This window comes from Thermobacillus xylanilyticus, assembly GCF_907165215.1.
GTDB lineage: Bacteria > Bacillota > Bacilli > Paenibacillales > Paenibacillaceae > Thermobacillus > Thermobacillus xylanilyticus.
In genome coordinates, this window is the sequence record NZ_CAJRAY010000072.1 from 1 (window position 1) to 13840 (window position 13840).

The following is a 13840-nucleotide window of genomic DNA, read 5'->3' on the forward strand; positions in this document are numbered from 1 at the left end:
CTCCGCCGCCTGCGGCTCGGCCGCGGCCGGGGCGGGTACCGCCGCGGCCGGCTCCTCGATGAGCGTCAGCTCCACCTTGGCGGGTCTTGCACCGAACAGTCCGAACAGGCCGCGCGAAGGCTGTTCGAGCACGTTCACCTTCACGCGGTCAATTGTCGTCCCCAGTTGTTCAAGCCCGCTGTTCACCGCAGCTTCGATCGTCTTTCCGGATGCCGTGACTTTCTTCATTTCGCAGGGGCCTCCTTCGGTTTGCCCTTGTCGGATGAGCGCACGTACAGGAAATAGTTTTGGACAATCGTGTAGAGATTGCTGAAGATCCAGTAGAGCGGCAGAGCCGCCGGGAACGACAGCGCCATGACGAAAATCATGACCGGGAAGATCATCAGGATCGCCTGCATCGGGCCATTCGGTTGCTGCGGCATCATCTTCGATTGGACAAACGTCGTGATCGCGGCGATCACCGGCAGCGCCCAGGCGATGACGCCCTGCTGCTGCGGCGGCAATCCAAGCTGGATGCCGAGGAACGAATACTCGCGGATATCCGGGTTCCAGTAGATCGCGTTGTACAGCGCGATGAAGATCGGCATCTGAATCAGAAGCGGCAGACAACCCGCCATCGGATTGACCTGATGCTGCATGAACAGCTTCATCGTTTCTTCATTAACTTTCTGCGGGTCGTTCTTGTACTTCTCCCGGATCTTCATCAGCTCCGGCTGCAGCGCCTGCATCGCTTTCGAGCTGCGGTACTGCTTCAGCGTAAGCGGCAGGATCAGCGTCCGGACGATGATCGTCAGAATGAGAACGGACAAAACGTAGTTGCCCTGGAACCAGTCGGCGAACGTGTCCAGCATGACCGCGAACCAATAAACGACGTTCCGCTCCCAGAAGTTGCCCTCGAGCAGATCTTCCGTGCTGGTCGTATGATCAACCGGCGCGCATCCCGCAAGCAGCAGGATCGCCGAGACGGCGGGCAGGATCAGCCATTTGCGTGATCGAGACAACAGTCAAAACTCCTCTCTGAAGAGACAAACATTCCCCTTAAACTATATCATAATTTATGGTCTGAAGGAAACTCACCTAAACATGCGGACGGCCTTGCGGACGCGGCCTGCCGACGGTCGTCCCTCCGTTCCGCCGCTTGTCCGGTCCGCCGGCCTGGAACCCGGCCAGCAGGCCGGCCTTGCGCAGCGCGTGCAGCAGGCTCCGCTCCAGATCCTTCGTCTTCATCCCGAGCGCCGGCCGCCTGACGATCACGATAAAATCGGTCCGCTCCGCAATCTTGTCCGCGTTCAGGCGAATCAATTCCTTGACCACCCGGCGCATCCGGTTGCGGACGACCGCGCCGCCGAGCTTCCGGCTCACCGACACGCCCGCGCGGAACCGCTCGGTCTCCGGCCGCTTCATCCAATAGACGACAAACTGGCTGTTCGCGAACGAACGTCCCGCCTTGTAGATGCGGCTGAAGTCGCTGCGGCTGCGCAGGCGGAGCTTTCTCTGCATCACCATCACCGAACCTTCCATCCGGAAGACAGGCTGCCGGAGGGAGCGAATAAAAAAAGACCACGCTCCGTGGTCCCGTAAGATCAAGCGCTCAGCACTTTTCTGCCCTTCTTGCGGCGAGCCGCCAGCACCTTGCGGCCGTTCTTCGTGCTCATCCGCTTCCGGAAGCCGTGCACTTTCTTCCGCTTGCTCACATTCGGTTTGAACGTCGGTTTCATCCTGCCTGACACCTCCCGCTCCGAATTCTATCATGACAATCTGTTGAATATACATTTCCAAGCCGACAGATCGGCCCCGATCCGTCCGGAAAAATGCCTTTACAATTAAACCACACCCATCCGCCAAAGTCAAGTTCAAGGATATCCGGAACGTTTCCCCCTTCTCCATGCCAAACGCTGTCCTCACATGGGGGTTGTTGATAATTTTCGGCGAACGCCGTCGAAACGGCACAGGTTGTCGACAACTTCTCAACAATTTCGAGCATTGTTCATAAATGTTATGCACAATTCCGGGGATTGTGGATAGTTTCGGCGCAAACGTTGAAATCAGGGGCCCGGTCTGCTATGATAAATATGCTTCCAGCTGTGGACATCTGGCAAAATCCCTCTAAATTATCAACAGATTGTGGATAAGTCTGTGAGCAATTCACCTCCCTATGGATAATTCACAGCGGGATTACGTTCGTATTGTGGATGATTCGCCTCTCATTTTCTTCAGAAGATAAGAGTTTATAAGTTTCAAGCTTATCATCGGCTTATCTTTCCCCGCAAAACGGGTGCGCCGTCCGGGAGGGACGGCATCAGCCGTTTTTGCTTGTTTCGACACATCGCATCGTTCCAGCCGAACAGCGGCGGTGCCGGCCGGCTTCGGCGCATCAACTGTCCTTTGCGAGCCTACGACGCAAGCCGAAGGAGAGGCTTGTTCCTTTTTGTGCTTTTTCTGGGAATGTTGAGAATGGTGCGATGACGACGGAGGCTAGATGAAGGGGCGGACGATCAGTCGGTAAGGAGTGACAGTCATTGGACAGCCAAGCCCGTGAAATATGGCAGCAAGCGTTATCCATCATTCAGACCCGGGTGAGCAAACCGAGTTTCGATACATGGTTCAAGGACACAAATGCGAAATTTCTCTCGGAACGGCTCGTTCTGATCACCACGCCGCAGGCTTTCGCGGTGGAATGGCTCGAAAGCCGTTACACGCGGTATATCCGGGAAGCGCTTGAAGACTGCCTCGGCTATCCGGTCGACGTCAAATTCGCGCTCGAAGAACCGAAGACGCCCGAACCCCAGGCCGAACCTCCGGCAGTCCGCCGGCCCCCCGTCGTGCAGGAAGAGCCTGCCGGCCATATGCTCAACCCGAAGTATACATTTGAAACGTTCGTCATCGGCGCCAACAACCGGTTCGCCCATGCCGCCTCGCTCGCGGTGGCGGAAGCGCCGGCCAAAGCGTACAATCCGCTGTTTCTCTACGGCGGCGTCGGTCTCGGCAAGACCCACCTGATGCATGCGATCGGCCATTACATATTGGAACACAATCCGGACATGCGGGTGCTGTACATCTCGTCCGAGAAATTCACGAACGAGTTCATCAACGCCATCCGCGACAACCGCGGCGAAAGCTTCCGCATGAAATATCGCAACATCGACGTGCTGCTGATTGACGACATCCAGTTTCTCGCGGGCAAGGAGCAGACGCAGGAGGAATTTTTCCACACCTTCAACGCGCTGCACGAGGAACGGAAACAGATCGTCATCTCGAGCGACCGGCCGCCGAAGGAGATTCCGACGCTGGAAGAGCGGCTTCGCTCGCGGTTCGAATGGGGACTCATCACCGACATCCAGCCCCCGGATCTCGAAACCCGGATCGCCATTCTGCGCAAGAAGGCGAAAGCCGAGAATCTCGACATTCCGAACGAAGCGATGGTGTACATCGCGAACATGATCGATACGAACATCCGGGAACTGGAAGGCGCACTCATCCGTGTCGTAGCCTATTCATCGCTCATCAATCAGGACATCACGTCCCATCTGGCGGCGGAAGCGCTCAAGGATATCATTTCCACGAGCCGCCCGAAGATGATTACGATCCAGGACATTCAGGCCAAGGTCGGCGAATATTTCGGCCTTCGCCTGGAAGAGTTCAAGGCGCGCAAGCGGACGAAGGCAGTTGCGTTCCCGCGCCAGGTCGCCATGTATCTCGCGCGCGAGCTGACTGACCATTCGCTGCCGAAGATCGGCGACGCGTTCGGCGGCCGCGACCATACGACCGTCATCCACGCCCACGACAAAATATCGAAGCAGCTTGAAACGGACCGCGAGCTGCAGCAGATCATCCGGACTTTGACCGAACGGATCCGCAGCGGACAACCATGAACAACCCGTTAGGCCTATGCACACGATATTCACATGTGGATAGGCTTCTTTTGTCGAAGTTTCCGCGCTTATCCACATATTCAGCGGCACTACTACGATTACGACTAAAAATGTTATGATATTCATCAATAGAGCGAAAAAAGACGAAGAGCGCCGACGGGAGGAACGCATGAAACTGACCATCCGCAAGAACGAACTGAACGAAGCCGTCCAACAAGCCGCGAAAGCCGTCTCTTCGCGGCCGGCCATCCCGATTCTCTCCGGTATCAAGTTTGACGCCGACCACCAGGGACTCACGCTGACTTCCAGCGATACCGAAATCTCGATTCAAACCTTTGTTCCCGCGGAAATCGACGGCACCCCCGTCGTCCGCGTCGAACGTCCGGGAAGCATCGTGCTTCCCGCCAGATTCATGGCGGAGATTGTCAAGAAGCTGCCGGAAGACGACATCGAATTCGAACAGCAGGGCGGATTCCAGGTGACGATCCGCTCCGGCGCGACGGACATCCAGATGATCGGTCTGGACGCCGAAGAATTCCCGGTGCTTCCCGACATCGGGCGGCAGCAGGTCATCCACATTCCGGGAGAACTGCTCAAGAACATGATCCGCCAGACCATTTTCGCCGCGTCGACGAATGAACAGACACCGATTCTGACCGGCATCCAGTGGCAGCTGCAGGGCGGCGAGCTGAAATTCACGGCGACGGACCGGCACCGTCTGTCCACCTGTTCCGCCGACTTGGGCGCGCCGGAAAGCGACAAGTTCGCGGGCATCGTCATTTCGGCCCGGACGCTGAACGAGTTGTCCCGCATCATTCCCGATTCGGAGGAGCCCGTCGAGATCGCCGCGGCCGACAACCAGGTGCTGTTCCGGATCGGACGGGTGCTGTTCTTCTCCCGCGTGCTCGACGGCGTCTATCCGGACACGTCGCGGATCATTCCGCAGGAATTCAAGACGGAGATGGAGATCGACACGCGGCAGTTGACGGAAGCGATCGACCGCGCCTACCTCATGTCGCGCGAAGAGAAGACGAACATCGTGCGCATTGTGACATTGGGAAGTGGCGACATCGAGATTTCGTCCAGCTCGACGGAGCTCGGACGCGTCACCGAACAGATGCGCGCGGTGCGGCTTGAAGGCGACGAACTGCGCATCGCGTTCAACTCGAAATATATGCTTGATGCGCTGCGCGTCATCGACAGCGACAAGATTTTCATCGGGTTCAACGGGTCGATGAGCCCGATCGTGATCCGTCCGACCGACGGAGACCGCCAGCTGCACATCATTCTGCCGTACCGCACGACCGGCTGATCCAGGCTGGCGCGTTTTATCAACAGCAGAAAGGAACGTCCGCATGAAACCGATCGCGATCAAGACCGAACCGATTGCGCTCAGCCAATTTCTGAAGCTGGCCGGCTGCATCGATACCGGCGGCCAGGCGAAGGCGCTGCTCGCCGAAGCTCCGGTGCTCGTCAACGGCGAGCCGGAGAATCGCCGCGGACGGAAGCTTTATGCCGGGGACCGGGTCGAGGTGCCCGGTTTCGGCGCGTTCACGGTCGAGGTCGTGAAGACGTGAAACTGAAATCGATCGAACTGCAGCACTACCGCAACTACGAATCGCTCCGGCTGGAGACGGATCATATGGTCAACGTCTTCATCGGGCCGAACGCACAGGGCAAGACCAACCTGCTCGAAGCGATTTTCGTGCTGGCGCTTGCCCGGTCGCACCGGACGGCGAAGGACAAGGAACTGATCGGGTGGAATCACGACTCGGCGCGCGCGGCGGGCGAAGCGGAGCGGCGCTACGGAGGCGTCAGCCTCGAAATCATGTTCACCGATCAGGGCAAGCGCGCGAAGGTGAACGGTCTGGAACAGCGGCGCCTGAGCGAATTCGTCGGCACCCTGAATGTCGTCATGTTCGCGCCCGAAGATCTCGAGATCGTCAAGGGCGCCCCGGGCGTCCGCCGGCGGTTCCTCGACATGGAGATCGGCCAGATCCAGCCCGGCTATCTGCACGCCATGCAGCAGTACGGCAAAGTGCTGATGCAGCGCAACCGCTATCTGAAGACGGCCGCGCCCGGAAGCAAGCATGAGCTGCTCGACATCTGGGATGAGCAACTTGCTTCCTGGGGTGTTAAATTGATGAAGAAAAGGCAAAACTTTATCGTAAAACTGCAGCAATGGGCGACCTCGATCCATGCCGGCATCACCGGCGGCGGAGAAGCGCTTCAGGTGGAGTACCGGCCTTCGCTCGAGATGGAGGGCCCGGAAGATGAAGCTGTTTTAATCGATCGTTTTATGGTAAAGTTATCACAGATGCGAGAACAGGAGCTGCGCCGCGGCATGACGCTGATCGGACCGCACCGGGACGATCTGCTGCTGCGTATCAACGGCATGGAGGCGCAGGCTTACGGATCCCAGGGCCAGCAGCGGACGACGGCGCTGTCGCTCAAGCTGGCCGAGATCGAGCTGATCCGCGAGGAAACCGGTGAATATCCGGTGCTGCTGCTGGACGACGTGTTGTCGGAGCTTGACCGAAGCCGGCAGACGATGCTGATCGACACGTTCCAGCGCAAGGTGCAGACGTTCATTACGACGACCAGTCTCGACAGCGTCGATATGGAGAAACTGCGTGACGCCTGTCTCTACCACGTGAAGGACGGCCGAGCGGAGAAAGCGTAAAGCCGATGCGGAAGGAGCACGAATACCGATGTATGTCCATCTGGGCGGAGAACGGATCGTCCGGGCCAGCGAGCTTGTGGCGATTTTCGACGTTTCGATTGAACAGTCTTCGCGGATATCCCGGCAGTTCACCGCCTGCGCGTCGAAGCGAAAGAACGTGGAAGTGATCGGCGAAGAAGAGCCGAAATCGATCGTGATTACCACCCAGAAAGTGTATTATTCCCCGATTTCTTCCTCCACGCTGAAGAAACGGACACATCAGCTGCCGGACGTGTAACCCTCCGCAGATATGGAAGCAGCAGTCGAGAGGAGCAGTGAACAAGGCATGACCGACAGCCGGCATGGTTACGATGAAAGTCAGATACAGGTGCTGGAAGGGCTCGAAGCCGTCCGCAAGCGGCCGGGCATGTACATCGGTTCCACCAGTTCGAGGGGGCTTCACCATCTCGTTTGGGAAATCGTCGACAACAGCATCGACGAAGCGCTCGCCGGGTTCTGCGATTACATCGAAGTGGTGATCCGGCAGGACGGCAGCGTGACCGTCATCGACAACGGCCGCGGCATCCCGGTCGGCGAGCATCCGAAGATGAAGCGGCCGACGCTCGAAGTGGTGCTCACGGTGCTGCACGCGGGCGGCAAATTCGGCGGCGAAGGCTACAAAGTATCCGGCGGCCTGCATGGCGTCGGCGTCTCCGTCGTGAACGCGCTGTCCGAACATTTGTGCGTCGAGGTCAAGCGGGACGGACACATTCACCGTCAGGAGTACAAGCGCGGCGTGCCGCTGTACGACGTGCGCATCGTCGGCGACACGGACGAGACGGGCACGATCATTACGTTCAAGCCCGACCCGGAAATTTTCACCGAGACGACGGAGTTCGAATACGATACGCTGCAGACGCGCATCCGCGAGCTGGCGTTCCTGAACAAGGGCATCAAGATCGTGCTGCGCGACGAGCGGACCGGCGCGTCGGACACTTACAAATACGACGGCGGCATCATCGAATTCGTCCAGTATTTGAACCGCAACCGCGAACCGCTCCATGAGCAGCCGATTTACATCGAAGGAATGCGGGACAACATCCAGGTCGAGATCGCGCTGCAGTACAATGACAGCTATAACGAGAATATTTACTCGTTCGCGAACAACATCCACACGCACGAAGGCGGCACGCATGAATCCGGGTTCAAGAGCGCGCTGACGCGGATCATCAACGACTACGCGCGCAGAGCCGGTCTTCTGAAGGACAGCGATTCGAACCTGACGGGCGAGGATGTGCGGGAAGGCTTGACGGCGATCATCTCCGTCAAGATTCCGGAGCCGCAATTCGAAGGGCAGACGAAGACGAAACTCGGCAACAGCGAAGCGCGCAGCATCGTCGAATCGATGTTCGCCGAGAAGCTCCAGGAGTTTCTGGACGAGAACCCGTCCGTCTCGCGCCGCATTGTGGAGAAAGGCGTGCAGGCCGCGCGGGCACGGGAAGCGGCGCGCAAGGCGCGCGAGCTGACCCGCCGCAAGAACGCGCTCGAAGTGAGCGCCCTGCCCGGCAAGCTGGCCGACTGCTCGTCCAGGGACGCGTCGATCAGCGAGCTGTACATCGTCGAGGGCGATTCCGCGGGCGGATCGGCGAAGCAGGGGCGCGACCGCCACTTCCAGGCCATCCTGCCGCTTCGGGGCAAGATTCTGAACGTCGAGAAAGCGCGGCTGGACCGGATTCTCGCCAACTCCGAGATCCGGGCGATCATCACGGCGCTCGGCACGGGGATCGGCGAAGACTTCGACCTGTCGAAGGCGCGCTATCACAAAATCATCATCATGACCGACGCGGACGTCGACGGCGCCCACATCCGGACGCTGCTGCTGACGTTCTTCTACCGGTACATGCGCCAGATCATCGAAGCGGGGTATGTTTACATCGCGCAGCCGCCGCTCTACAAGATCGAGCGGAACAAGGTCGTCCGCTACGCGCTCAACGACAAGGAGCGCGATGAGATTCTGGCCGAATTCGGCGAAGGCGCGAAAGTGAACATCCAGCGGTACAAAGGTCTCGGCGAGATGGACGCCGAGCAGCTCTGGGAGACGACGATGGATCCCGAGAGCCGCACGATGCTGCAGGTGACGATTCAGGATGCGATCGCGGCGGACGCCATTTTCGACACGCTCATGGGTGACGACGTCGAGCCGCGGCGGGAATTCATCCAGGCCCACGCGAAATTCGTCAAGAATCTCGATATTTGATTGAGGAGCCGTCCGGTCTCACCGGACGGCTTTCCTGCGTCTTGCGCGGATGCCGCTGCGGATTCTGCTCTTTTTCTTGAACCTGCCGTAGGCTGCCGCGTACCGGTAAATTTTGCGGAATACCGATTTGTCCTTCAGCTTGCGGAAGATGAAGGGGTCCGGCGCCGTGTTCACTTCGAGGATCCAAGGTTTCAGCGAGTTGTCGATGGCGATGTCGAGGCCGATCTCTTTCAACCCCGGCCAGCGCCGCTGCAATTGTCTTGCCGTCGTGACGCCAAGCTTGCGGAGCTGCTCCGCGTAGGCTTTCCGCCGCCCGGCATCCAGGTGGGTGCTCATGAGGGTGGAGAATGCCATCGGCGTTCCGCCGCTGTGGTAGTTTGTCACGATTTTCTTCGGATGCGAGAGCCGGCCGATGATGCCGGTTGCCTCCCACACGCCCTGGGGAGACCTCTGCACCATGACGCGAATGTCGAATCTTCGCCCCTTGTGCTTCAGCAGACGGATACCCCGCTGCACCACGTAAAGTCCTTTGCGCTTCAGTCGCTGCAGCCCGTCGTACAGCGAATCTATCGAGCCGAATCGATAGGAACGGGTATCGACCCGCGCGAGATAACCTGTCGACGTCCGCTCGACCCGGATAACCCCTTTGCCGAAAGTGCCCTTGTCCGGTTTGACATAGACCATGCCGTAATGATGCAGCATGTCGGACAACGATTGCTGTGAGAGTCTCCGCGTCTCCGGAATCAGTTCGCGCAGTCCGGGGTGCCGAATCAACACTTCGGTTTTCGCAAGCTTGCTTCTCACGCGCTTAATGGCCAACGGGCGTCGGCTCCTTTCAATCGCGCGGGAAGCCGGCGGGCTGGAAATTCCGGACAACCCTTGCGATGAGTGGTATAATAGAGGCGCAAGCCGACCGGGTGACTTTCGCCAATCCAGCATATGCGCGGAAACCCGCTTGCGCCTCCGCATTCGTACCGCCTTCGAAGGGCCGAATTACGTTTAATTGTGCGGATTTGGTGAAAGTAATATAATAGTCATGGAGAGCATCCGATTGGAAGGATTGTCGGAAGCAGCGGAAATTTCGCGTGATTTGTCCGCAATACAGGCATTTATCGTTTTTCTTTTGTTTCGGAGTTTGTCATTCGGGGATATGAAAGATTTGCACAGATTTACATGAGAAGGGGTTACCGACGCGGCCTGATGGACGGCCTTCCCGAAGGGAGCCGCACGCCGCGCGGAAGATCGGGAGGTAGAGCATGGCGGAACAGAACCGTTCTCAGATCAGAGATCGCGATATCAGCACGGAGATGCGCGACTCATTCCTGGACTATGCGATGAGCATTATCGTCAGCCGTGCCCTACCCGACGTGCGCGACGGACTGAAGCCGGTGCACCGCCGGATTCTGTACGCGATGTCCGAGCTCGGCATGTCGCCGGACAAGCCGTACAAGAAGTCGGCGCGGATCGTCGGCGAAGTCATCGGTAAATATCATCCGCACGGGGATGCGGCCGTCTACGAAACGATGGTCCGGATGGCGCAGGACTTCTCGCTCCGCTACATGCTCGTCGACGGCCACGGCAACTTCGGATCGGTCGACGGAGACTCGGCGGCGGCGATGCGCTATACGGAAGCGCGGCTCTCGAAGATTGCGATGGAGATGCTGCGCGACATCAACAAAGAGACGATCGATTTCGTGCCGAACTACGACGGCGAGGAGAAGGAACCGGCCGTGCTGCCGGCGAGGTTCCCGAACCTGCTCGTAAACGGCGTGTCCGGGATTGCCGTCGGCATGGCGACGAACATTCCGCCGCACAACCTGACGGAAGTGATCAACGGCATCCAGGCGATGATCCAGAATCCGGATATCACGCCGCTTGAGCTGATGGACCATGTGAAGGGTCCGGACTTCCCGACGGCTGCAATCGTCATGGGCCGCGAAGGCATCCGCCAGGCTTACATGACCGGCCGCGGATCGATCACGATGCGCGCCCGGGCGGAGATCGAAGAACAGGGCGGCAAGCCGCGCATTATCGTGCACGAGCTGCCGTACCAGGTCATCAAGGCGCGGCTCGTCGAGAAGATCGCCGAGCTGGTGCGCGAGAAGCGGATCGACGGCATCACCGACCTGCGCGACGAGTCGGACCGCAACGGCATGCGCATCGTCATCGAGCTTCGGCGCGACGTCAACCCGAACGTCGTGCTCAACAATCTGTACAAGCATACGCCGATGCAGACGAACTTCGGCATCAACATGCTGGCGTTGGTGGACGGCGAACCGAAGATCCTCAACCTGAAGGACATGCTGTATCATTATTTGCAGCATCAGATCACGGTTATTCGCCGCCGCACCGAGTATGATCTGCGGAAGGCCGAGGCGCGCGCCCACATTCTCGAAGGCTTGAGGATTGCGCTCGACCACATCGACGAGATCATCGCGCTGATCCGCGGTTCGCGCACGACCGAGGAAGCGCGGGACGGGCTGATCGCGCGCTTCTCGCTCAGCCATGATCAGGCCCAGGCCATCCTCGACATGCGCCTGCAGCGGCTGACCGGGCTGGAGCGCGAGAAGATTGAGGAGGAATACGCCGAACTGTTGAAGCAGATCGCCGAGTTCAAGGCGATACTGGCCGACGAGGGACGCGTGCTGCAGATCATTTCCGACGAGCTGGAAGAGATCAAGCAGAAGTACGGCGACGAGCGCCGCACCGAGATTACGTCCAGCGAGAACGAGATTCTGGACGAGGATCTCATTCCGCGCGAGGATGTCATCATCTCGATCACGCACAGCGGGTACATCAAGCGTCTGCCGGTGTCGACCTACCGCAGCCAGAAGCGCGGCGGCAAGGGCGTCATCGGCATGGAGACGAAGGAAGACGACTTCGTCGAGCATCTGTACGTCTCCAATACGCACCATTATCTGCTGTTCTTCACGGACAAGGGCAAGGTGTTCCGGCTCAAGGCCTACGAGATTCCGGAGCTCGGCCGGACGGCGAGAGGCACGCCGATCATCAATCTCATCCAGATCGAGCCGGGCGAGACGATCAACGCGGTCATTCCGATCGAATCGTTCGATCCGGATCTGTACCTGTTCTTCGCGACGAAGCAAGGCATCGTGAAGAAGACGCCGCTTGACGACTATTCGAATATCCGCAAAGTCGGGCTCATCGCCATCAATCTCCGGGAGGATGACGAGCTGATCAGCGTCAAGCTGACCGACGGCAGCCGCGAGATCATCATGGGGACGAGCCAGGGCATGTCGATCCGGTTCCCCGAGCAGGAAGTCCGGCCGATGGGCCGCTCGGCGACCGGGGTGAAGGGCATCCAGCTCGAGGAAGGCGATTCCGTCATCGACATGGATGTTGTCGATCCGGAGCAGGATGTGCTCATCGTCACGGCGAAAGGATACGGCAAGCGGACCCCGGCCAGCGAATACCGGACCCAGAGCCGCGGCGGCAAAGGCATCAAGACGCTGAACATTACGGAGAAGAACGGCTCGGTTGTCAGCCTGAAGATGGTGGCCGACGACGAGGATCTGATGATCATGACGTCCGCCGGCACGCTGATCCGCACGAGCATCGCCGGCATCTCCACGATGGGACGCAACACGCAAGGGGTCAAGCTGATCAATATCCGGGAAGACGATGCGGTCGCGACCGTCACCCGCGTCAGCCGGACGGAAGAATCGGATGAGGACGACCGCGGATCGGACGAATCGGACGAAATCGGAGAATCGTAATGATCAACCGGTCGGTTGACCGGGTTCGGTCGGATACGGGAGGGGTACGCACATGCCTACGGTCCCGCTGTCGCAAGTGAAATTGGGGGATCGTTTCGCCTCCGATGTCATCACGCCGCTTGGCGGCACGCTGTTCCGTAAAGGCCGGGTCGTAACATCGCGCGAATACGAGATTTTGCAGGCTTTTCTCGTCCAGCAGGTCGACATCGAGCCGCGCGAAGGCGCCGAAGAGGTCGCGGCGACGGAAGAAGCCGTCCTTGCGCGGTTCAATGCCGAATACGACCGGCTGATCAGCCTCGTCCGGCGCATTTTCGTATCCAATATGAGCGGCATCGGACTGCCGATCATGGATATCCGCAAACAACTGGAAAATGTGCTGGCCCATATCGGAGAGTACAATGCGCTGACGTTCATGCCGAGAATCGCCGACAAACAGGATTACCTGTACCATAAAAGCGTCCTGACGGCTTTGACATCGCATTTGCTGGCGCAATGGTGCGCTTTCCCGAAGAAAGACTGGCTGCCCCTGGCGCTTGCTGGCCTGTTCCACGATATCGGCATGCTGCGCATCGATCCGGCCATTCTGTACAAGCCTTCCGCGCTTACGGCGGCCGAGAAGGAAGAAGTGCAGAATCATACGAAGCATGGTTACAATCTGCTCAAAAATGTCGCCGCCCTTAATGAAGGCGTGAAACTGACGGCGCTGCAGCATCACGAGAAAATGGACGGCAGCGGGTATCCGCTCGGCCTCAAGGGCGACAAGATTCATCCATACGCCCGTCTCGTCGCCGTGGCGGATGTCTTCCACTCCATTACATTGGAGCGGAGCTACAGCAGACCGATCTCTCCCTATCTTGCGCTGGAGCAGCTTCAGAACGAATCGTTCGGCAAGCTCGATCCGGTGTATGTGTGGACGCTCATCGAGAAACTGACTTCGTTCCACAACGGGATGGTTGTCAGGCTCAGCGACAACCGGCTGGGCGAGATCGTCTTCACCGACCGGAACAACCCGACCCGGCCGCTTGTGTCCGTGGGCGGGAAGATTATCAATCTCGTTACCGAACGGAGCATCCACATTAAATCCGTTATTCGCTGAATGGATGCGCGAGCCGGGGTTGTTGACACCCCGGCCTTGTTTTTCCTCTTGCAAGGGGACGGGCGGATGTGATAGATTGATACTCGTGCCTCATGAAGCAGGCCGATGGCCGACGGACGACGAAACGGAAGTCGAAAATTGGTACTTGCAATGAGGCAGGCAGATGTGATATATTATAAAAGTCGCCGCTGAAACGGCGGACGACGAAGATGGTTC

General features: G+C 58.7%; 13 protein-coding genes. 8 read left to right on the forward strand and 5 right to left on the reverse strand.

Annotated elements, in window-relative coordinates; translation table 11 throughout:
• From KJQ12_RS13565 to rpmH, 4 genes are all read right to left on the reverse strand, one after another.
• On the reverse strand, positions 1-228 hold a 228-nt coding region (locus KJQ12_RS13565), incomplete at its 3' end, for a Jag N-terminal domain-containing protein (RefSeq protein WP_213485111.1).
• On the reverse strand, positions 225-1001 hold the full coding sequence (locus KJQ12_RS13570; protein ID WP_213485113.1) for a YidC/Oxa1 family membrane protein insertase: 777 nt from the start codon (positions 999-1001) through the stop codon (positions 225-227). The genes KJQ12_RS13570 and KJQ12_RS13565, both read right to left, overlap by 4 nt.
• Positions 1002-1077: 76 nt before the next feature.
• Complete coding sequence (gene rnpA, locus KJQ12_RS13575; RefSeq protein WP_244860610.1) at positions 1078-1500, reverse strand: ribonuclease P protein component; 423 nt, start codon at positions 1498-1500, stop codon at positions 1078-1080.
• Between the two features lie 83 nt (positions 1501-1583).
• The gene (gene rpmH / locus KJQ12_RS13580; RefSeq protein WP_015256497.1) at positions 1584-1718 is read right to left on the reverse strand and encodes a 50S ribosomal protein L34; all 135 of its coding nucleotides are present in this window, start codon (positions 1716-1718) and stop codon (positions 1584-1586) included.
• A gap of 801 nt (positions 1719-2519) precedes the next feature.
• Between rpmH and dnaA the strand changes: the two genes are divergently transcribed.
• The 6 genes from dnaA (at position 2520) to gyrB (ending at position 8791) form a co-directional block, all read left to right on the forward strand.
• Positions 2520-3872, forward strand: a complete 1353-nt coding sequence (gene dnaA / locus KJQ12_RS13585; protein ID WP_015256496.1) for a chromosomal replication initiator protein DnaA — start codon at positions 2520-2522, stop codon at positions 3870-3872.
• A gap of 169 nt (positions 3873-4041) precedes the next feature.
• Positions 4042-5184, forward strand: coding sequence for a DNA polymerase III subunit beta (gene dnaN, locus KJQ12_RS13590; RefSeq protein ID WP_213485117.1), 1143 nt, complete (start codon positions 4042-4044; stop codon positions 5182-5184).
• Positions 5185-5227: 43 nt separating this feature from the next.
• Entirely contained in the window at positions 5228-5449 is a 222-nt protein-coding gene (gene yaaA / locus KJQ12_RS13595) for a S4 domain-containing protein YaaA (RefSeq protein WP_015256494.1), read from the forward strand.
• On the forward strand, positions 5446-6555 hold the full coding sequence (recF, locus tag KJQ12_RS13600; RefSeq protein ID WP_213485118.1) for a DNA replication/repair protein RecF: 1110 nt from the start codon (positions 5446-5448) through the stop codon (positions 6553-6555). Before yaaA ends, recF begins: the two co-directional genes overlap by 4 nt.
• A gap of 28 nt (positions 6556-6583) precedes the next feature.
• On the forward strand, positions 6584-6832 hold the full coding sequence (gene remB, locus KJQ12_RS13605; protein ID WP_015256492.1) for an extracellular matrix regulator RemB: 249 nt from the start codon (positions 6584-6586) through the stop codon (positions 6830-6832).
• A 48-nt stretch (positions 6833-6880) separates the two neighbouring features.
• Positions 6881-8791, forward strand: coding sequence for a DNA topoisomerase (ATP-hydrolyzing) subunit B (gene gyrB / locus KJQ12_RS13610; protein WP_015256491.1), 1911 nt, complete (start codon positions 6881-6883; stop codon positions 8789-8791).
• 18 nt (positions 8792-8809) lie between these two features.
• Here the strand turns inward: gyrB and KJQ12_RS13615 are convergent, their stop codons facing one another.
• Complete coding sequence (locus KJQ12_RS13615; RefSeq protein WP_213485120.1) at positions 8810-9610, reverse strand: YheC/YheD family protein; 801 nt, start codon at positions 9608-9610, stop codon at positions 8810-8812.
• 437 nt (positions 9611-10047) lie between these two features.
• On the opposite strand from KJQ12_RS13615, the gene gyrA reads away from it, so the two are divergent.
• A complete protein-coding gene (gene gyrA / locus KJQ12_RS13620) occupies positions 10048-12528 on the forward strand; it encodes a DNA gyrase subunit A (RefSeq protein ID WP_213485124.1) in 2481 nt (826 codons plus the stop codon).
• A 52-nt stretch (positions 12529-12580) separates the two neighbouring features.
• Positions 12581-13624, forward strand: a complete 1044-nt coding sequence (locus KJQ12_RS13625) for an HD-GYP domain-containing protein (RefSeq protein WP_213485126.1) — start codon at positions 12581-12583, stop codon at positions 13622-13624.
• Positions 13625-13840 lie beyond the last annotated feature (216 nt).